This window comes from Enterococcus sp. ZQ21 (genome assembly GCF_030053755.1).
Taxonomy (GTDB): Bacteria; Bacillota; Bacilli; order Lactobacillales; family Enterococcaceae; genus Enterococcus_B; species Enterococcus_B lactis.
The window spans coordinates 589,222-610,868 of record NZ_CP125658.1; the positions used below are offsets into that span (position 1 = coordinate 589,222).

At 39.0% G+C, this 21,647-nt stretch carries 17 protein-coding genes and 1 pseudogene; 17 read left to right on the top strand and 1 reads right to left on the bottom strand.

Going from position 1 to position 21,647, the window contains the following annotated elements; translation table 11 throughout:
* Positions 1-308: 308 nt before the first annotated feature.
* Genes QK255_RS02775 through QK255_RS02785 form a run of 3 tightly spaced genes read left to right on the top strand, consistent with a single transcriptional unit; the run spans position 309 to position 5,282 of the window.
* On the top strand, positions 309-3,479 hold the full coding sequence (locus tag QK255_RS02775) for an Ig-like domain-containing protein (protein WP_002336022.1): 3,171 nt from the start codon (positions 309-311) through the stop codon (positions 3,477-3,479).
* A 19-nt stretch (positions 3,480-3,498) separates the two neighbouring features.
* The gene (locus QK255_RS02780) at positions 3,499-4,527 is read left to right on the top strand and encodes a WxLIP family cell surface protein (protein WP_002291157.1); all 1,029 of its coding nucleotides are present in this window, start codon (positions 3,499-3,501) and stop codon (positions 4,525-4,527) included.
* Complete coding sequence (locus QK255_RS02785; protein WP_002291155.1) at positions 4,524-5,282, top strand: WxL domain-containing protein; 759 nt, start codon at positions 4,524-4,526, stop codon at positions 5,280-5,282. Before QK255_RS02780 ends, QK255_RS02785 begins: the two co-directional genes overlap by 4 nt.
* An 85-nt stretch (positions 5,283-5,367) precedes the next feature.
* Here QK255_RS02785 and QK255_RS02790 read toward each other — a convergent pair whose 3' ends face one another.
* Positions 5,368-6,108: a LytR/AlgR family response regulator transcription factor gene (locus tag QK255_RS02790; protein WP_002291154.1), complete on the bottom strand. Its 741-nt coding sequence runs from the start codon at positions 6,106-6,108 to the stop codon at positions 5,368-5,370.
* 60 nt (positions 6,109-6,168) lie between these two features.
* Between QK255_RS02790 and QK255_RS02795 the strand changes: the two genes are divergently transcribed.
* The 14 genes and pseudogenes from QK255_RS02795 to QK255_RS02860 all read left to right on the top strand — a co-directional run bounded on the left by QK255_RS02795 (position 6,169) and on the right by QK255_RS02860 (position 21,467).
* Positions 6,169-7,422, top strand: coding sequence for a GHKL domain-containing protein (locus tag QK255_RS02795; protein WP_002291152.1), 1,254 nt, complete (start codon positions 6,169-6,171; stop codon positions 7,420-7,422).
* 294 nt (positions 7,423-7,716) lie between these two features.
* Positions 7,717-7,971: pseudogene (locus QK255_RS02800) on the top strand (winged helix-turn-helix transcriptional regulator); the annotation flags it as partial.
* Between the two features lie 122 nt (positions 7,972-8,093).
* Positions 8,094-8,420, top strand: a complete 327-nt coding sequence (locus QK255_RS02805; RefSeq protein ID WP_002291148.1) for a nucleotide pyrophosphohydrolase — start codon at positions 8,094-8,096, stop codon at positions 8,418-8,420.
* Between the two features lie 67 nt (positions 8,421-8,487).
* Complete coding sequence (locus QK255_RS02810; RefSeq protein WP_002318718.1) at positions 8,488-9,201, top strand: class A sortase; 714 nt, start codon at positions 8,488-8,490, stop codon at positions 9,199-9,201.
* Between the two features lie 309 nt (positions 9,202-9,510).
* The gene (gene licT / locus QK255_RS02815) at positions 9,511-10,362 is read left to right on the top strand and encodes a BglG family transcription antiterminator LicT (RefSeq protein WP_002291144.1); all 852 of its coding nucleotides are present in this window, start codon (positions 9,511-9,513) and stop codon (positions 10,360-10,362) included.
* A 120-nt stretch (positions 10,363-10,482) separates the two neighbouring features.
* Positions 10,483-12,348 carry a beta-glucoside-specific PTS transporter subunit IIABC gene (locus QK255_RS02820; RefSeq protein WP_002291140.1) on the top strand — a complete coding sequence of 622 codons (1,866 nt, stop codon included), beginning with the start codon at positions 10,483-10,485 and terminating at the stop codon, positions 12,346-12,348.
* 13 nt (positions 12,349-12,361) lie between these two features.
* Complete coding sequence (locus QK255_RS02825; RefSeq protein WP_002291139.1) at positions 12,362-13,804, top strand: glycoside hydrolase family 1 protein; 1,443 nt, start codon at positions 12,362-12,364, stop codon at positions 13,802-13,804.
* 107 nt (positions 13,805-13,911) lie between these two features.
* Positions 13,912-14,613 carry a GntR family transcriptional regulator gene (locus QK255_RS02830; RefSeq protein WP_002291138.1) on the top strand — a complete coding sequence of 234 codons (702 nt, stop codon included), beginning with the start codon at positions 13,912-13,914 and terminating at the stop codon, positions 14,611-14,613.
* A 419-nt stretch (positions 14,614-15,032) separates the two neighbouring features.
* Complete coding sequence (locus QK255_RS02835; protein WP_002323610.1) at positions 15,033-16,373, top strand: PTS sugar transporter subunit IIC; 1,341 nt, start codon at positions 15,033-15,035, stop codon at positions 16,371-16,373.
* Positions 16,374-16,398: 25 nt separating this feature from the next.
* Positions 16,399-17,487 (top strand): DUF871 domain-containing protein, encoded by a 1,089-nt coding sequence (locus QK255_RS02840; RefSeq protein WP_283341579.1) that lies wholly within the window; start codon positions 16,399-16,401, stop codon positions 17,485-17,487.
* Positions 17,488-17,495: 8 nt separating this feature from the next.
* Positions 17,496-18,608, top strand: a complete 1,113-nt coding sequence (locus QK255_RS02845; RefSeq protein WP_002291135.1) for an amidohydrolase/deacetylase family metallohydrolase — start codon at positions 17,496-17,498, stop codon at positions 18,606-18,608.
* Positions 18,592-19,689, top strand: coding sequence for a DgaE family pyridoxal phosphate-dependent ammonia lyase (locus QK255_RS02850; protein ID WP_002291134.1), 1,098 nt, complete (start codon positions 18,592-18,594; stop codon positions 19,687-19,689). The genes QK255_RS02845 and QK255_RS02850 overlap by 17 nt, the downstream gene beginning before the upstream one ends.
* 13 nt (positions 19,690-19,702) lie before the next feature.
* The gene (dagF, locus tag QK255_RS02855; protein ID WP_002291133.1) at positions 19,703-20,443 is read left to right on the top strand and encodes a 2-dehydro-3-deoxy-phosphogluconate aldolase; all 741 of its coding nucleotides are present in this window, start codon (positions 19,703-19,705) and stop codon (positions 20,441-20,443) included.
* A gap of 10 nt (positions 20,444-20,453) precedes the next feature.
* Positions 20,454-21,467, top strand: a complete 1,014-nt coding sequence (locus tag QK255_RS02860; RefSeq protein WP_002291132.1) for a sugar kinase — start codon at positions 20,454-20,456, stop codon at positions 21,465-21,467.
* Positions 21,468-21,647: the final 180 nt, after the last annotated feature.

The window sequence follows — 21,647 nt, forward strand, 5'->3', positions numbered from 1 at the left end:
AACATACGTAAACCTGATTCTAAAATGACAGTAAAGAAGTTCGGTTTTTGATAGGGACTCGTAGTCCTCAAGGCTTTGTTCGAACTTTCTTTCATTCTTCACTATAATCTAAAAATAGAAAATAGAGGAGAACATCATTCGTCAATGATGTTCCCCTCTAATCTTAGTATGTTTTTGTACAAAAAAGAAATTTTCACCTAACAGAAAAATTTGCCATAAAAATACATATTTTAAATATGAAAGTACAATTACAAATAAATTAAAACGTTAAAATAAAATTGTCAAAACGTCAGAGAGGATGGTGGAGAATGAATCAATATGTAAAAAAGCTGATTGCGTCGATTTTGTTTGTCTTCCCTCTCTTGATGGTGACATCCGTTTTTGCCGATGTAGAGAAAACAAGCGAATCAACGCAATCAGAGAATCAAAGTTTTGACAAGACTACTTTTTCAGAAGAATTAATTACTTCTGAAACTACAGAATCCCAAAGTGAGGCGCCTACTTCTAATACAAGGCAAGAAGAAAATAAGACAAGTGAGACCTCAGAAGTAGCTGAACAAACGTCTGATAGCAGTGAAGAGGTACAGGTTAGAGTTGTTTCAGCGGATGGGTACAGCGAAGCTGCCACAACAGAAGAACTGACGCAGCTTCTCGCAGACGAATCAGTAGCTAAGATTCGTTTAACTCAGCCTTTGACTTTAGACAGGGAATTGGAGATCAAGCGAGATATCGTTATCGATTTTGGCGGACTTGCTCATAATTTCGGCACACATCACATCTATATCAATGAGACACCTCAGTCGATCGAGTTTCAGAATTTTAAAGGAACGGCAGCTCATCCAGGTGGGTTGATACCAAATATCGATGGAAATGCCATTATCATTGCTTATATGTCCGATTTTTGGGGAAACAGATATCATTTTACGGGAGAAATAAAATTTACCGGGAAACTTGACTTATATGATGGTTCTAAATTAGGCCTGATTTACGCCCCTCGTGCAACTGTCACATTAGATGGTGTTTCCGGTGTATTGGATGTCCAACCAGTGAAAGAAGGGATGAATGCCGCTCCGGGTAAAGCTTATTTTTGTAGAAGCTATCAGCTAAATGTAATCAATGGTAGTCAGCTTTATGGACCATATCTAGGAAAATTCTATGGTTTTCTAGATTCAGGTGATGAGACGGGCAGTGGAAAAACAGCACCAGGACTCCATATCTTGAGTGGTTCAAAGGTCTCTCTTGACTATGATCGGGCAGATGGCGTCAGCGATGAAGGAGAGGCTGTCGATACGCTACCCGGGAATGTCACATTTGAAGTCAGTGGCTCAGGAAGTGAATTTTCGGTAAATACAAAGATCAATATTACCAACGACAACAATCGCGGAATTATCCAAATGAGAGGCTCAGGATCAAGAGTCGCTGTGTCGAATGATGGGAAAATCACAATCAATACAGCGACTACTGGCGGATTTCGCCTGCAAGGAGATTCTAGTCAAATCCATGTATCAAGTGGTGGACAAATCTCGGTTAAAATGGCTGGAGATGGCGACCAACCTGGAAACAATGGGATGCGTTTTGTAGGGAAAGGACTTTCTTTGATCGTAGAAGGAGCCGGATCAGTCATCGATATTGATAAGCAAAGTGGTCGTTCTAGCGCAGTTCGTTTTGAGAACGGTACGCAAAAACTAACAGTAACTAATGGAGGCTCACTGAAGGTAAGAAATGCAGGGGATGGCAAATCTTATGTGAACAGACTCAATCAAGGAAACCAAGCGATCCAATTTTATGACGCTTCTGGTTTTCTAGAAAGTCCAGGGTCAGCTGATTTTACGGTTACTGGAGAAAAATCAAATATCGATATACGCGCAGATTCCGGAGCTACCGTAGATACAACTGGAGATATTGATTTGAACTTTATGGCTGGCGAAAAAACTTATTTAGTCATGGTCGGGAAAACTGGGGAAGATAAGACTGGCATCATCAGTGGGGATGTGTTGAATGTACACTTAGAATCTCCTACCTATTTCGATTTCCAAAACAAACGGATCGGAAGCGAGACTAATGGCATAGGTGGCTGGGTATTTCAAGGAAATGGCGATTCTTCATTGAAGATCGCTCATTCAGAAATTGCTTTATGGCGAAAGGCAGGAGCAACGTTCGATAACTTTGAAAAAGATCCGGATTATTTTTCTGATATGACAGACTTATCGATCAATGGAACCGACTTAGGTAATTTTGTATCAAGCCCTAGTGCAGGTTTAACAAATGAATTTGCTCAGACAGGTGCCGGAATGAAAAATTATAATCGAATCAGTGCCAATAACCAGCTTCCGATGATTGAATCCTTAAGAGTACCAACGAATGCAGATGAAAAAATCTATGGGCATGTCGTTGTTCCCGAAGGTGTCGAGGCAAAGCCAAGAGATGCTTGGACAGGCGAAGTAGAAGTGACTTTACGTATTACTTATGCAGATACGACGAAATCACCTGTAGAAATTACTGCTCTCACACAAGGACAAACAGATGAAAATGAAGGGGCAGGATATAATCCGTGGGGAGAAGGCGAACAAGGCGGTTTGTTTGAAGTTCAAGTACCCAACGAAGAAAGACTAACAACGGGGGATCAAGTGCAAGTAGTTGCTGCTAAAAAAGTAAGAGGCGGCCAAGAAGTGACAGAACTGGACTCTTCCAAAACGACAGTCGATGTGATTCCCCCTGAACCTGCTAATTTAAGTACCACATTGATCAATGCAGCTTCTCGCACGATCACAGGTACAGGTGAAGCAGGAGCTTTGGTTTCATTGAAAAAAAATCAAGCTGTTTTGTCCGAAACAACTATTGATGATACAGGGAAATTTGTTCTTTCTATCCCAGAAAATCAACTTTTTGCAGGAGATGTATTAGAAATTGTATTAAACGACCAAGCAGGAGAAGCTGCTGCTAAGGGTGTGCAGAACAAGCCAAGTACCAACGATGAAATTGGGAATCACAATCCAAGTGATACGCCAGTTGTTTATCATGATGCCCCGCCTTTTGCACCTGCTACGAAGATCGTAGTAGAAGGTGGTCTCTCATTTCTTGCCCCTTCCAAACTCGATTTTGGTCAGATCAAAGCAACTGGTTTGATACAAGAAGCATTTGGCCAAATGGATGGGCAGGAAAAATTATGGATTTATGATCAGCGAGAAACAAAAAGTCCATGGATCTTAACGATAAAATTATCTCAGCCTTTCACAAATGATGCAGGATTTTCTATGCAGGATGTCCTATATTTCAAGAAAGCTGAGGAGTATCAATTAGTGAATGAAGAAGAACTGGAAATTGTCAGAGGACAAAATTCAACGAATGTGCAAGCAGATTATTCAGAATATTTAAATAACGGTCGGGCGTTTAAACTTGTCTTAACCAAAGAAAATCAGATAGCTGGTAATTACTCAGCAGAGATAACATGGACATTAGCAGATGCGCCGACAGAATAAAGATCAAGGAGGATGATTGATGAATCGAATATGGAATAAAAGTCATCGAAACAACTGCTCTTTACTTCTGATCCTTCTCCTTGGATTCATCCTTTGGCAGACACCTGTCCATGCCTCCGAATTCAATTTTGCGGTAGATTTTGAATTACCGGCTAATCAGATTGATAAGAACAAAACATATATAAATGTAAGGATGGAGCCTGGGAAAACACAGGAAATCCCCTACACGGTCTTTAACCGAACAGATAAATCAGTAACAGTTGAGACATTGATCCACTCCGCTACGACGAATTCAAACGGTGTGATCGAATATGGAGAATCAAAAAGTAAATTTGATGAAACATTAAGTTATGATATGAAAAACTTAGCAAAAACAGTGGGAGAAATAACTGTTCCTCCTCAAAGTGCGGTCACTGAGACACTTTCACTGAAAGCGCCAGAAAAAGAGCTGGCTGGTGTGGTCGCAGGAGGGATCACGTTTCAAGAAAAAAAAGAGAACGTTTCTAACAAAAGTACAGTTGGTGTCGTCAATCAGTTTTCTCAAGTGAAAGCAATCTTGATTCGAAATAGCGAAAAAGAGTCTTCCCCAGATTTGAAATTAAAAAAAGCTTATGCGGATCAAAGCGATGGAAGAAATGTGATTAAGGCGAATCTTCAAAATCCAAATGCTTCTTATATGTTCGGCTTGACTACATCGGTTGAAATCTACAAAAAAGAAACAAAAGAGCCTTACCTTTCAATAAAAAAAGAAAAAATAGATGTAGCACCCAATACAAATTTTGATTTACTTGTCCCATTAGAAGGAAAAAAATTAGCTCCGGGACATTATCAAGCGGTTGTGAAGGGTGCTTGGAAAGAAAAACGCTGGAATCTCCATACCGATTTTGAAATAACTGATGATGCAGCGGACCAATTGAATGAAAAGGATATTGATTTAAAAAATCAGCCAGAAACATTTGACTGGCGATGGCTGATATTTGTTGGAGTCATTCTTATTGGCTTATTTGCTGGATTATTTATTTTAAAAGAAAGAAGGAAAAAGAAATGAAAAAAACAATTGCATTAAGTACCGTTCTAGCTGGAAGTCTATTATTATGTACACAAAGTGTTTTTGCTGAGAATAAGAGCTCAGCCACTACAGAAGGAACGATTTCTGTAACAAAACCAGATGCCGCAAATCCTGAAGACGTTGTTCCAGTTCCTCCTGTTGATCCAAATGATCCCGATACGCCGTTTACACCTGACGAACCAAATCAGGGAACATCCGGATTACTGACGATTGACCAAGCTCCAGATCTTGATTTTGGAACAATCAAGTTAGGTACAGCAAAAACAGTATATGCTGCATTACAAAACGGAACGGACAGTACAGGGACAGCAACACAAGTACAGAATTTCGTACAAGTAACGGATAAAAGCGGAAATTATGCCGGTTGGAAACTATCAGTCAAACGAACAGAATTTATTGGTACAACATCTGATACGAATAAACTAACTGGTTCAAAGGTGAAATTCAAAAACGCCGTGATTCGAAATAGCGCAACTAATAGCAGTGGAACGCCATCTACTATTTCTGGTACTGGCGCTGAAGGAATTGAGATCCCAGCAGATCAGGCAGTAGATCTAGTAACTGCAGGAGCAAATGAAGGGATTGGCACATGGATTTATTCATTAGGAGAGAATGTGGAACAAGGGAGACAATCAGTGGAATTATTTGTTCCTGTATCCAATTATGCCGTAGACAACTACGTTTCAACATTCACATGGTCGTTAACAGATGCTCCTACAGAAGGGAAAGCGTAAAATCAAATCAATGACTTCAGGGAGTGGAGCCGATTCAAGGCCTACTCCCTGAAGTCTGCTATGCTTACGTCTCAGCTCTTATTCATCAACTCGAAGCAGTTTTTTGGAAGTCATGGAAACGTTCCTTTGTCTTTTCAAAGATCTTTCGACCAACGAGTAAGGAGTCACCATTGAAAAATTCTAACACATAATGAGCAGAATCAATTTTCTGCAATTGCGATAAGTTGATACAGTAAGATTTTAATAGTAAAAAGTAAGCATACTTTTCTAACTCTGTCTTCAATTGTTTTAAAGAAGTATTCACTAATTTATCTTCTGTAGTTGTTTTGACCATAACTTGGTTTTTCAAACCTTTGATACTTTCAATATATAAAATTTCCCGAGGATACAGGACGAGACTTCCACCTTTTTGATCAATAAAGATTTTATCGACATTTACGATCTGCTGTTCTTTCCAATTGATCTGTTCTAGCACTTGACGAATTTGTTCAGATAAATTCCTGTCTTTTCTGATATATCCAATCGGAAGGATTTTCCGATTGATGATCTCTACTGCAAAATTCGTATAAGCGGTGAAAAAAACAATATTACTATGTGCATTTTTTTTACGTATTTGTTCGGCGACATCAATACCTGTGAGTGATTGCTTCAAGTCGATATCGATAAAGAAAACATCGTGATTATCAATAGTGCCCAACTGGATCAACTGATTGATTTGAGAGACAGAAGTGAGCTGCACGATATTCTCGATATGATGATTGACCAATTCTTTGATGATCCATTCGCTGTGAAACTGGTTATCTTCTATGATAAAATACTTTTTCATATGCAGGCTCCTATTAAAAAAATATGTGTACATTTTGAAACAAAACAATGGAGGAATAAGATGGTCGCAACAGTGACACTTTATTTGACCTTTACTTTGATTTTAGATTTAGGTATCTATTTATTCTTTTCGAAACAACTGCTAGTAAAAAACAGCTTTGGTTGTATAGCTTTGATGGTGGTGACACTTTTACTTCCTATCCCTAAAGTGAGCTTTCCTTACCTAGTTGGCTTATTATTGATGTTTCTTTTTTATTTTACTACGAAAAACCTGTTTATCAGCTGTTTGATCAGTAATCTTTTTTTTGCTATCACTGGACTCAGCTTTTTTCTGGTTTTTGATCTGATGGATTATTTAGGAAAGAGACATCTTGGAACAGCAAGTTTTTTTGCACTACTTATCGCATTTATTTTCTATCTATTAGTAAAAAGTATAGACAAACAGACGAGATTTCTCAACTTGCTTTTTACTTATCCAACTGAACACTATTTTGGAGGTATTTGTATTTTATTAAGCTGGGGCGTGATTTACTTGGTATTGGGAAGTGTTCACTTCCGCTCATCTAATTATCTGCTTCTATCTCTTTTGTCGATAGTCATCAGTTTTTTTTCTTTGTTTTTTTCCATTATGTTGATCAGTTTCCAAGTAAAAGAAAGACAACATCAGGAATCGCTTCAACTGTATCAAATAAATGAAGAATATTACCATCATCTAGAGGAATTCAAACATGATTATAAAAGTCTACTGTTTTCATTAAAAATTATTCTTCAGGAAAATAAAAAAGAAACGTTGGAATTTTTAGAAATCTTAGAAGATCATTCTGCAGCTATTTTTGAAAAACCGCAAATACAACAGCTAACAAATATTGTATCCCCAGCTGTCAGGGGTGTCTTTTTAAAATTTCTAGAAAAAGCAGAATCGGAGAAAATCCCGATCCAAGTAGTTATTCCTGTCGAAGTGAAAACAATCCCGATTGATCTGGTTGTTTTTATTCGCTGTTTATCTATTTTTATTTCTAACGCATTCGATCATCGTGTAGCCGATCAGAGTCCGATTACGATCAATCTGCTGGAAGAAAAAGAGGGATTACGTTTTAGTATAGCGAACAAGGCAAATCCAACGAATTTGACGCTATCGGAGATGGTCAAAAGAGGAAAAACCTCTAAAAAAAATGGCGGGTTAGGTCTATACAGTGCGAAAAAAATGCTGGATGTTTACGAAAATGCAGAACTAAAAATCGATTTTTCAAAGCAGAATCACTGTTTCTTTGTAGAAATGTATCTGGCATCTAGAAAGAGCAAATCAGCCTACTGACTTACTGTCAAAGGATAAGCTTGAGGAAAGTCTACACGGAGATAGAGACAACAACACAGCATATTCAAAAGAAACAGAAGCGTGATGACCGTTGTCACCCTTCTGTTTCTTTTGCTATGTAGTTAAACAAAGTAGTTGACACTTTCGCTACTTAGTATTAGTACGAAAGTATACTTCATGATACTAAGTAGATAAGAAGTGAAAAGCGGAACCCACGATCGTCAAAATGCTAACTGCTTTGCTTACACCAGATAAAGGGAAGAGCAATATCGCTTATTTTAGGCGTGGAGAAGCAAGAAAATCCCTACGATCACACAAAAAATGCTGACCCAGCAGTTAAGAGAGTTAGAACAAGATGGCATTGTCCATCGAAAAGTCTATAACCAAGTCCCGCCTAAAGTAGAGTACTCGCTCACCGAAGAAGGAAAATCATTAAGAGAGATTCTAGTAGCGATGTCTGTTTGGGGAGAAGAACGTATCGAAAAACAAAAAGCCTCAGGGGAAGAAGTCACATTACTGCATACACATGGTGGCTACCTAAATTACTGATTTTCTATGACATTTATTTTAAATAAAAGAAAACAGGAGTTTTTTTAAAAGCATCATCTATTTTTTATGTAAAAAAATGGTATGATTAATCAAGTAAGAAATGATTGGAAGAAGGCAAGCAAATGAATAGCATGGAAAAAGTCAACCAGTTTAGAGATGAACGTAATTGGCGACAATTTCATAACGAAAAAGATTTGGCTATCTCTATTTCATTGGAAGCATCTGAATTGTTAGAACTTTTTCAATGGAAAACGCCGGAAGAAGTAAAAGAAACACAATTAGAACGAATCAAAGAAGAACTGGCAGATGTATTGATCTATTCATACATGATGGCAGACAACCTTCAGCTGGATCTAGATGAGATCATTGAAGAAAAATTGATCAAAAATAATTTGAAATATCCTGTAGAAAAAAGCGCAGGTGTACGAAAAAAATACACAGAGTTGTAGAAATGTGTCATTCGGCTGTTGGAAAGAGCAAAAGAAAAACAGTAAAATGAGTCTGGAGGGAGAGAAAATGAAAAAAAAAGGAAAAGCAAAAAGATGGCTAGTCAATATCCTCTTGTTCCTCTTGTTATTAGTAGGACTAGCTTTGATTTTCAATGAACAGATCAAGGATTATCTTGTCAGAGAGACAGGAGATAAATATGCTATAGCGAATGTAACAAAAGAAGATCTGAAAAAGAATAACGATAAAGATGTCAGTTTTGACTTTGATGCGGTAGAACCAATGACGACAGAAGGGGTCATGAGGTCGCAGATGAGAGGAACAGATCTACCAGTGATTGCTAGTATCGCAGTCCCTTCAGTTTCAATCAATTTACCGATTTTCAAAGGCTTGGATAATACGTCACTACTTTACGGAGCAGGAACATTATCTCCAGATCAAGAAATGGGAAAAGGAAATTATGCCTTAGCAAGCCATCGTGCAACGAACCCTGAATTGTTGTTTACACCGCTGGAAAATTTAGAGATGGGTGCCAAGATCTATTTGACAGATTTAGAAAATGTGTATACATACAAAACATTTTTTAAAGAAAAAGTTGCTCCTACAGATACCCAATTACTGAATGAAGTCGAGGGAAAAGAAATTGTCACACTAATTACTTGTGGCGACATGGATGCCGTCACGCGACTAGTTGTACAAGGAGAACTGGAAAGTGTTACACCGATAAAAGATGCGACAGATGATATGAGATCTGCTTTCAATCTAGAGACAAAAACATTTTAGGATACTGGGACATAAGTCGTTACAGATTAAAAACAGCCAAAGGATATGAATCGATAAGGAAAAACCAATTTGCTGAAAAAAAGAGGAACGCAAAGAGGTGCATCTCTGATTTGGTTGTTCTCTAGATAGACTTGTGTTCCAGTTTTTTTATTTTTTATATGAAAAGGCTTGCATAAATAAAAATTCGATGGTATGATGATTTTGAATAAGAAATGGATTGTTACTGTACGGCAGGCAAAACCAGAATTCAGCTAAGAAACAGTAGGCGAATTCTAGGTTTTTTTATTTTTCTTGAGAGGGCGAAGCAAAATGAAAATTGATAAAATTTTGAATAACAACGTCGTCATTTCGAAAAATGGATTCGGGGAAGAAGTCGTTTGTATGGGAAAAGGACTAGCCTTTCAAAAAAAGATTGGGGACGAGATTTCGCCAGAAGCTGTCCAAAAAGAATTTGTTTTAAGAGATTCTTTTGCTAAAAACCAATTCCAGCAGCTGATGGCTGATATTCCGGCAGAGGAGATCGAATGGGTCAAGCAAGTAGTCGAACTGGCTGAAGATAAACTAAAAGTTGAATTTTCGCCTAATATTTATCTGACATTGACCGATCATCTTCATTATGCGATCACACGAGCAAAAGAAAATATTCAACTGCCTAATCCATTATTATTTGAAACAAAAAAATTTTATCCGAAAGAATATCAAGCAGCGAAAGAGGCTCTTTTGTTCGTGAAACAAAAGACGGGTGTGGAACTTTCTGAGGATGAAGCCGGTTTTATTGCCTTTCATTTTGTGAATAGCCAACAAGGAAACGAAGACATGCAAGTGACGATGACCGCTACCACAATGGTAAGAGATATACTGAGTATCATCAGTAAATTCTTCGGCATCGTGTTCGATGAAGAATCTTTGAATTATCAGCGTATCATTACTCATCTGCAGTTTTTTGCCCAGCGTTATCTCAAAGGGGAAGGATCTGACGAACAAGATGAATTTCTCTACGCATTAGTTCAAGGAAAGTATCCAAAAGCGTTTCATTGTGTCGAACGGATCAATGAGTATCTTCGACAAACGCAAAAACAGGAAATGGGGATCGCAGAGCAGATTTATTTAACGATTCATATTCAAAGAGTAGTAAGTGAGAAAAAAAGCATCCAATCATAAGGATTGTTACTGTATGGCAGGCAAAACCTGGATTGAAAAAATAGGTTCACGAATGTTTGTGACTGTTTTTTTCAATCTGGGTTTTTATTTTTTAAATAAAAAAGAAAGAAGGAAAAAACAATGGATAATCAAGCAGTTGGTCGTCGTGTATGGGAAGCGGTAGGAGGACAAAAGAATGTCAAAAGTTTAGTACATTGTGCTACGCGGTTGCGATTCAGATTAAAAGATGAATCTTTAGCAGATACGCAAAAGTTAAAAGAAGACCCGGACGTGATCCAAGTCGTCCAAAGTGGCGGTCAGTATCAAGTAGTGATTGGCAGTAATGTAGCAGATGTTTATCAATCGATCGTGGATGAGGAAGGTCTTGCAGTTTCGGAGGATGGAAAAGAAGAGTCCAAAAATATTTTGAATCGTCTAATTGATATCATTTCTAGTATATTTACACCTTTTCTAGGGGCGATGGCAGCCGCCGGGGTATTGAAAGGATTCTTGTCATTGGCAACGGTGATGGGCTGGCTGACAGCTGATAGCGGTACTTATCAAATATTGTTTGCTGCAGCAGATGGTGTCTTTACCTTCTTACCTGTCATGCTTGCTTTTACAGCAGCTAAAAAGTTCAAAGCCAACCAGTTTTTAGCAGTAGCAATTGCTATGGCACTTGTGTACCCAGCTATCACAGCAGTTGCTGGTGCGGGAGAAGCTATCAGTTTCTTTGGGATCCCAGTGATTCTTTCACCATCTGGTTATACTTCTTCTGTCATACCAATCATTCTAGCGGTATGGGTTCAAAGTAAATTAGAGCCATTCGTAAAAAAAGTGATTCCGCAATTTCTGCAAATGATTTTAGTTCCGCTTGTCGTTTTAGTAGTGATGGTTCCATTAACATTTCTTGCTTTAGGACCAATCGGGACGGTTGCCGGTAATGCTTTAGGCGGTCTCTTCAACTCGATTTATGGATTTAGTCCAATCGTAGCAGGTCTAATCATGGGAAGTTTATGGCAAGTATTCGTGATGTTCGGCATGCATTGGGGATTCGTACCAATCATGTTCTTGAATATCGAACAATATGGGTTTGATGTATTGATGCCAATGCTTCTTCCAGCCATCTTGGCACAAGGTGGGGCTGCTTTAGCTGTAGCATTGCGAACAAAAGATACGAAACTTCGAGCATTAGGGATTTCTTCTACAGTGACTTCGTTATTTGGAATCACTGAACCAACTGTGTATGGTGTGACATTACCTTTGAAGAAACCATTCATTGCCGCTTGTATTTCTGGAGGTATTGGTGGAGCTATTATCGGATTTTCCGGAGTAAAAGCTTTCTCCAGCAGTTTGGTCAGCTTATTGACAATTCCGACTTTCATTAGTACGGTGGATGGTGTAGAGTCAAATGTGACAGTAGCAGTAATAGCTACAGGAATTGCTTTTGTTCTTGCATTCGTAGGTACATTGATTTTAGGATTTGACGAACAAACACAAGACAATCAATTAGAAAACAAACATGCGAATGCAGGAGAAACGATTACTTCAGCACGGCATACCTTAAAAAGTCCTTTAACGGGTAAAGTACTGCCATTGAGTGAAGTACCAGACCAAGTTTTTTCTTCTGGCGTGATGGGAAAAGGTATCGCTATTGATCCAGAATTAGGAGAACTAGTTGCACCTGCAGACGGAGAGATAACGACTATTTTCCCAACTGGACATGCTGTAGGGATCACAACGACTGACGGAGCGGAGATTTTGATTCATATCGGGATGGATACAGTAGAATTAAATGGGAATGGCTTTGAGATCTTAGTCAAACAAGGGGATCTCGTCAAAGCAGGAGATTTATTGATTCGTTTTGACATCGAAGCAATTAGAGCAGCTGGCTATAGCGTAATCACTCCAGTTGTCATTACGAATACTGATGCATTTGCCGATATACTTGAATTAGACCAAAAAGAGATTATTGCAAACGAAGATGTTCTAGCAATTGTAAAATAAGGAGGAAATCAGGATGCAATCACGCTTTTCAGAAAAATTTTTATGGGGTGGCGCAACCGCTGCCAATCAATTAGAAGGAGCTTATGATCGAGACGGAAAAGGGTTATCCGTTGCAGATGCTATGCCTGGAGGTAAGCAGCGCTTTGCGATTATCGGCAGTGAAGAATTTGACTGGACGATTGATCAAGAAAAATATATTTACCCGAATCATCGCGGAATCGATCATTACGATCGTTTCAAAGAAGATCTTGCCTTGTTTGCGGAAATGGGATTCAAATGTTATCGTTTTTCGATTGCCTGGACACGGATTTTTCCAAATGGAGACGAAGGTACTCCTAACGAAGCGGGATTAGAATTTTATGATCAGCTGATTGATGAGTGCTTAAAATATGATATTGAACCTGTGATCACGATTTCTCATTACGAAATGCCTCTTCATTTGGCAAAAGAATACGGTGGCTGGAAAAATCGAAAACTGATCGACTTCTATGAACGATTTGCTCAGACAGTATTAGAGAGATACAGCAGTAAAGTCAAATATTGGATGACTTTCAATGAAATCAATTCGGCCTTTCACTTTCCAGCTTTAAGTCAAGGATTAGTAAAAAGCAATGGAGCAGGAGAGTACCAAAATATTTTCCAAGCATGGCATAATCAATTCGTTGCAAGTAGCAAAGCCGTAAAAATCGGCCACGAATTGCGTTCGGATATCCAAATCGGCTGCATGATTATCTATGCAACAACTTACAGCATCGATGCCAATCCAGTCAATCAGGCAGCAACAATGATCCAAAACCAAGAATTCAATTTTTTCTGCACGGATGTCCAAGTACGTGGAGAATACCCTGCATACACAGCGCGTACCCATAAAAAATATGGAGTCGATCCGGAAAAATTAGAGCAAACGGAAGAAGACTTCCAGTTGCTAAAAGAATATCCAGTGGACTACATCGGATTTAGTTATTATATGTCTACGGCAATCAATGAGACTGATCCTCAAGCAGCAACTTCAGAAGGGAACTTGCTGGGAGGAGTAAAAAATCCGTTTCTTGAGGCAAGTGAATGGGGCTGGCAGATCGATCCAGAAGGGCTGAGAATCGCATTGAATGAATTATACAATCGTTACCAGAAACCATTATTCATTGTTGAAAACGGTCTTGGAGCCATTGATCATATGGAAGAGGATGGCACGATTATTGATGATTATCGGATCGATTATTTACGTCGTCATATCGAAGCGATGGCTAATGCAGTAGCAGACGGTGTAGATTTGATGGGCTATACGCCTTGGGGATGTATCGATCTTGTCAGTGCATCAACAGGAGAAATGAGTAAACGTTACGGCTTTATCTATGTGGATCTAGACGATGAAGGAAATGGGACACTGAATCGATCAAAGAAAAAATCTTTTGATTGGTATAAAGAAGTAATTGCCTCAAATGGCGTAAACTTGTAATTAAAGCAGCTGAATGAAAAAGAACACACTTCTCACATGTGATTTGTGTTCTTTTTTTATTTTTTATGTGCTATTCTTTTAGTAATAGTAAAGCAAAGGGTGACGTTATGAAAAGGACACGTGTACTATACTTGGAAGTCGCAGATAAAATTAAAGAAGATATTTTCTCAGGAAAATATCCAGTCGGTTCGATGTTGCCGACAGAAAGTGAATTAGAAGAACTGTTTCAAGTCAGCAAAATCACTGTCCGAAAGGCAATCGAACTGCTGGCATCAGATGAATATGTCGAAAAGAAAAGTGGTCGTGGGACGACGGTTCTAAGCAATCGTCCTTACAATCGATTATCCAAAGCGGCAAGCTTTACGCAAATCTTGGAGAACTCCCGATATGAAGTCCGGAAAGAAACGCTGGATTTGCAATTGGTCAATATAAAGAAGGAAGATCCTTTGTTTTCCTTTTTCGGTGAGCAAGCTGTTTGTTTTAAGCGCTTATATTATTTGAACAATCAGCCTTATATTTATTTTGTCCATTATCTTCCACAAGAAATGATGCAATTCAGCAGAGAAGAATTTGGCAAAGAATCTTTGTATCGTTTGCTGACGAAAAAAGGATATACTATTGACTCATTTTCTGATGATTTCTCTGCAGTATTTTTAACAGAAGAAGAACAAGGAATTCTGAAAACAAACGCACAGATCGGCATCAAACGGATACGGAAATCGTCTACGCAAATTGGGGAAATGATTGAATATTCGGAGGCGGTCTACCATACGGATCTGCATCCTTACCATATTGATTATGAAACATAAATAAAAAAAGAGGTTGTGAAAAAGCTGCCCTGCATCAAGTACTAAGAACAGCCAAACAAAAATAGCTTCTCATATTTTTCGTTTGGTTAGGCTTATTACCGCAGATGTAAGCTTTTGAACACCGTTTACCAAGAGGTCGTGAGCTTGCCCTTCAGCTCCGAGTCACAAGGAACAATTTCAAAAAACAGCTATTCATGTTTTTGAATTGGTTGGACTTATTACCGCAGATACACGGCTGTTTCTGGATTACCACTTATTCTGGATAAGGGAGTGTGGCACGACTTTTGTCATATCTCCTTTTCTTTCTAAAAAGAAAACAGCAAAAGAAGGAGAGATTGTTAGAAAAGCGTTTACAATTAACAGAGAAGTGTGTTACTATTCACTTGTAAACATTATAATGTTATAAAAGGAGAAAGAAGATGGATAAATTTATAGGAATTATCGAACAAAAAATCATGCCCGTAGCCAATCGTATTGGTACTCAGCGACATATGACTGCCATTAGAAAAGGAATCATTGCCACTATGCCACTGACAATCGTAGGATCATTTTTTACAATTTTACTGAACATCCCAATTGAATCAGTTGCAGCAGTCATTGAGCCATACCGTGAGATATTAGATATTCCTTTTCGCTATACTGTTGGTATCCTTGCTCTTTATGCGACATTTGGGATAGCTTCTTCTTTGGCGAAAAGCTATCGACTCGATTCCCTAACAGCAGGTATCTTGGCATTAATGTCTTTTCTGATCGTAGCAGCTCCTCCTACACGTATTTTAGAAGATATGGGGGAAGTCACAGCCGGACGTTACATTAACATTGCTAATCTAGGATCGGGCTCATTATTTGGAGCTATCGTGACAGCAATTATTTCAGTAGAAATTTACCGGTTTTTTATTGAGAAAAAAATAACCATCAGAATGCCAGATGGTGTACCGCCGGAAGTAACAAATTCTTTTGTGGCATTGATACCAGGAGCAGTTATCTTGATTTTCTTTTGGATCATCCGCCATATGCTTGGGTTCGATTTAAATGGATTCTTGAGTCAACTACTTATGCCTTTAAAAGGTGTATTAGCGGGTAACAGCTTGTTTGGCGGTCTTTTGACTGTCTTCCTGATTTGTTTCTTCTGGGTATTAGGAATCCATGGCCCAGCGATCATGGGTCCGGTTATTCGTCCGTTTTGGGATATTTCGATTGCTGAAAATATTGATGCGTTTAATGCAGGGACAAGTGCTAACGCCATGCCGAATATTTTCACTGAACAATTTCTACAATGGTTCGTTTGGATTGGCGGAGCAGGAACCACTCTTGCGTTAGTCGTCTTATTCATGTTTTCTAAATCCAAGTATTTAAAAAGCTTAGGACGTTTGTCCATTCTGCCGGGATTGTTCAATATTAATGAACCAATGATTTTTGGTGCACCAGTAGTGATGAACCCAGTTTTAGGAATTCCATTTATTCTTGCACCTCTTGTGACGACGACTCTGTCTTATATTCTCACTGTCAGTGGTGTCGTGCCAATGATGGTTGCGCGTCTGCCATTTGCGATGCCTGCGCCGATTGCTGCTTGGATGAGCACGAACTGGAGTATTGCAGCAGGATTATTGGTTATTGGTAATTTCTTGATTACTTTGGCTATTTATTATCCATTCTTCAAAGTGTTTGAAAAACAGCAATTAGCCAGAGAAGCAGAGGAGCAAGCGAAAGAGCAAGCAGATCTCACTCTGACAGATGGCGTCACCGAAGAACGACTATAATTGAAAAGAAAGAAGAGAACAAATCATGAAATGTTCATTAGGCATTTCCCTTTACCCAGACCACAGTGATCCTCAAAAAGATCGTGAGTATATCGAAACAGCCCATCAATACGGATTCAGCAGGATTTTTATGAGTATGCTTGAAATCTCGGAAGATCCGGAAGTTGTTCAGAAAAAATTCCAGCAATTGATCTTTTTTGCAAAAGAGAGAGGATTTGAAACGATATTAGATGTTTCGCCCGCTATTTTTGAACAACTGAATATTTCTTATGACGATTTAGGATTCTTCCATAAATTAGGAGCAGATGGTATTCGTTTAGACTTAGGATTTGATGGAAAAAAAGAAGCACTTTTGACTTTTAATCCTTATCAATTGGCCATCGAGTTGAATATGAGTAACGATGTCGCTTATCTAGAAAATATCTTGACACATCAGGCGAATACATCTTTTCTATATGGCTGTCACAATTTTTATCCGCAAGAAGGAACCGGTTTACCGTATCATTTTTTCCAATCTAGTAGTGAACGATTCAAAAAAAACGGTATTCGAACGGCAGCCTTCATTACCTCACAATCAGGTAGAATCGGACCATGGGATATCAATGATGGACTGCCTACTTTAGAAATGCATCGCCATTTCTCTGTAGAAACAGCAGCTAAGCATTTGTTTGCCACAAATCTAATTGATGATATAATTATTGGAAACGCATACGCAAGTGAAGAAGAATTGAAGTCATTAGGGCATTTGGATCGTTACCAGACTGTTTTTAGGGTCGAGTTTGTTGCAAATATAAATGAGGTGGAACGGCAAATCGTATTGGAAGAGCAGCATGTTCGTCGAGGGGACATCACAGATCAAGTGATACGATCAACGGAAGTTCGAAAAAAATATCAAAAATATGAAAACAAAGCACATGATACCGAGTTTGAATTTGTCGTAGGAGATGTTGTCGTTGGAAATGACCGTTTTGGCAAATATAAAAACGAGCTGCAAATCGTTTTAGAGCCCCACAGTGATCCGCGAAAGAATAAAGTAGGGCATATTATTCAAGAAGAATTGATCTTGCTGCCATTCATTCATCCATGGTCTAAATTCAAATTTATAGAAAAGTAGGAATGATTATGTATGATTTAGTCATTAAAAATGCAAGAAAGTTTAACGGGATGACCTTCGATATCGGGATAACCAAAGGAAAGATCTGCGAAATTGCACCTCTCATCACAAAAAAAGCTCGTCAGAAAATCAGCTTGACCCCTCAGCAATATTTGTCGGCTGGTTGGATCGACGATCATGTTCATTGTTTTGAAGAAATGACCCTGTATTATGATTATCCAGATCAAATCGGCGTGAATAAAGGTGTGACAACAGTCATCGATGCGGGGACGACTGGGGCAGAAAACATTGCTGATTTTTATGAACATGCTAAACAGGCAAAAACAAATGTCTATGCGCTTTTGAATATCTCAAAATGGGGAATCATTGCACAAGATGAACTAGCAGACCTAAACAAGATCCAAGCTGATATGGTAAAGCAAAAAATCGAGGAACTGCCGGATTTCATTATTGGTCTCAAAGCACGGATGAGCAAGAGCGTAGTGGGTCAAAACGGCATCACTCCGCTACAGCTAGCAAAAAGGATACAAAAAGAAAACCATCAGCTTCCTTTGATGGTTCATATCGGTTCTGCTCCGCCAAATTTGTTGGATATTTTAGCTTTACTGGAATCAGGAGATATTATGACTCATTGTTTCAATGGAAAAACAAACGGGATCTTGGAACAGAAAACGAAAAAAATCAAACAAATAGCTGTAGAAGCAAAAAATCGAGGAATCATCTTCGATATTGGACACGGGACGGATAGTTTTAATTTCCAAGTTGCAGAAACCGCCTATCACCAAGGGATAAAAGCAGATACGATCAGCACAGACATCTATATTCGTAATCGTAAAAACGGTCCAGTCTACGATTTGGCCACAACAATGGAAAAATTGCGGCTTGTCGGATATACGTGGGAAGAAATCATCGAAAAGGTGACGGAAGTTCCAGCACAGAATTTTCACTTGAAGACGAAGGGACAAATCAAAGAAGGCTTTGACGCTGATTTTACTGTTTTTGAATTGATCAATCAACCTAAGGAACTAATCGATTCCAATGGAGAGAAAAGACAGTCAAATCAGCAAATTAAACCAGTACAAACGATTATCGGAGGAAAAAGTTATGCATGCGAATCATGAGAAATTTCAGCTGAAAAAAGTAATCAATGCTTCAGGAAGAATGACGATTCTAGGAGTCTCGACCCTCTCAGAGACAGTTCTTGACGCGCAACGTTTTGGTGGCCAGCATTTTTTTGAGATGGAAGAATTAAGCATTCAAACAGGAAAATATTTAGCCGATTTGTTAGAAGTAGAAGATGTCCAGATCGTTTCATCCGCATCTGCAGGAATCGCTCAATCGGTAGCTGCTGTTATAGGTAAAGGAGAACTGTATCCCCGTTATCATCCTTATGCAGAATCCATCAAAAAACGACAAATCATTTTGCCAAAAGGACACAATGTAGATTACGGCACGGCTGTGGAAATCATGGTACAGCAAGGAGGCGGTCAGGTAGTCGAAGCAGGTTACGCTAATATGTGTACGCCGGAACAGATCGAAATGATGATCACAGAAGAAACAGCAGGGATTCTCTATATAAAAAGCCATCACACGGTACAAAAAAGTATGCTTGACGTGTCAGAGGCAGCACAGATTGCCAAAAAGCACCAGCTTCCGTTAATCGTTGATGCTGCGGCAGAAGAAGATCTGAAAAAATATGTGCAGTTGGGCGCTGATCTAGTTATTTATTCAGGGGCAAAAGCGATCGAAGGACCAAGCGCCGGAATGGTGATTGGAAAAAAAACTTATGTTTCATGGGTTCGGATGCAATCAAAAGGAATCGGACGTTCTATGAAAATCGGAAAGGAAAGTATCCTCGGTTTTGTCCAAGCAGTGGAAGACTATTTGAATAAAGGCAGTGAGTCTGGCCTTGCAATGAAAGAAAGACTACAACCGTTCATCGAACAACTCAATCAGATCGATCGTTTGGAAGCTAAAATCGTTCAAGATAGCGCAGGTCGAGAAATCTATCGAGCAAGTGTGAAAGTTTCAGGAGATCAATCAGCTAAACAAGTGATTAAAGCATTGAAAGAAAAAAATCCTGCCATCTATACAAGAGAATACCAGGCAAACAACGGCATCATTGAATTTGATATCCGTTCCGTCAATCAACAGGAGATGGAGAAAATCATCGATCGCTTAAAAGAAATCTTGAAGAACTAGGAGAGAAAAAGGAATGAGATTAAGTCCCAATTATTTAAAAGATAAGATATGTCTAAATGTGTTAGCAAATTCTGTAGAAAACGCAAAAGAATGCTATGAGGCCGCGGAAGGCCATATTGTTTTAGGGGTTCTTTCAAAGAACTTTTCTGACGACGAAACAGCTATTGCAGAAATGAAAAAATACCAGCAAGCAACAAATAATGCCTTATCTATCTGTCTAGGCGCGGGAGACCCAAACCAGAGCCAGATGGTCACTCGTTTAGCCGAAGTATTGCAGCCTCAGCATGTCAATCAAGTCTTTACAGGAGTAGGAGCTTCCCGAGCTGTATTGAAACAGACAGAAACAGTCATCAACGGTTTGGTTTCTCCCACGGGAAAAGAAGGATATGTCAACATCGCAACTGGTCCTTTAAGTTCACAAGGACCTGCAGGAGTCGTGACACTTGAAACAGCTATTCGATTGTTGAAAGATATGGGCGGCAGCTCAATCAAATATTTTCCTATGAAGGGACTTGTTCATATCAAAGAATATAAAGCCTTAGCAGAAGCTTGTGCTGCCAATGATTTTTATTTAGAGCCAACTGGTGGGATCGACCTTGATAATGTGGAAGAAATCGTACGGATCGCAATAGACGCAGGAGTGAAAAAGGTCATCCCTCATGTATATAGTGCAATTATCGACAAGGATACAGGTAATACACGCCCAGAAGAGGTACGCCAACTGTTGCAATTGATGAAAAAAATCGTGGAATAAGGTGAGAAGAATGAAAATTGGTGCATTTGGGGAAGTCATGCTGCGACTCACGCCTCCAGAACATTTGATGCTGGAACAAACCCATACCTTACGCATGGCTTACACAGGGACTGGCGTAAATCTAGTAGGGAACCTTGCCCATTTTGGTGTTGAAAGTTATTTACTGACGGCTCTGCCAGACAATCGTCTAGGAAAAGCAGCACTCACTAATTTGAACGGACTAGGTATCCAAACGAAGTATGTGATCCATCAATATCAACACATCGGGACTTATTTTGCAGAAATGGGGTATGGTGTCCGTCCGACAGAAGTCACTTATCAAAACCGAAAACATAGCTCATTTGGTTTATCTGTAATAGAGGATTATGACTGTGCAGCATTTATTGATGAGATCGATTTGATCCATATCTGCGGGATCAGTTTAAGCTTATCTGATGAGACGGCTGAAACAGCTATCCAGTTAGCAGAACAAGCACATAAAGCAGGGAAAAAAGTTTGTTTTGATTTCAATTATCGTCCTAGTTTGAATCAAGAAGATGGAAAAAAAGAACAGATGAAGAAGCGTTATCATTCAATGTTACCTTATTGCGACATCTTGTTTGGCTCAGTTAGAGATCTGACAGAACTGGTGCAGTGGGAGGAAACAGACAATGTAGAAAACGAACATGATCCTATTTCTTATATCCAGTCCTTTATGAATCACTACGATATCCAGTGGTTTGCTGGGACGAGGCGAGAAAGTGTGGATGGAAGAAAACAGTTAAGTGGTTACTTGATCACACAACAAGAAGCAGAGAAAACAACAGTTTATCCCTTGGATGTACTTGATCGAATCGGGGCAGGAGATGCATTTGCTGCTGGAATCTTACTCGGTTTCTCTGAGAAGTGGTCCTTACAGAAGACCGTTTATTTTGCCTTAGGAAATGCTCGATTAGCTCATTCGATCCAAGGAGATGTTCCGTTAACGACAAGAGTACAAGTCGAGCGTCTGCTGAATGATCCTGAAACAGACTTGATCCGTTAAGTATACCAATCAGACAAGGTGAAAAACTATCTTACATCGAGTATCAAAAAAGCTCATGACGAATTTTGGTCATGGGTTTTTTCTTTTATTTGAGTCTTTGCAAATAAAAAATCATATAACGAAGAGTACAGAAAAAGAGACATGACACATGAGGTCCGTAACCATAAAATTTTACACTAG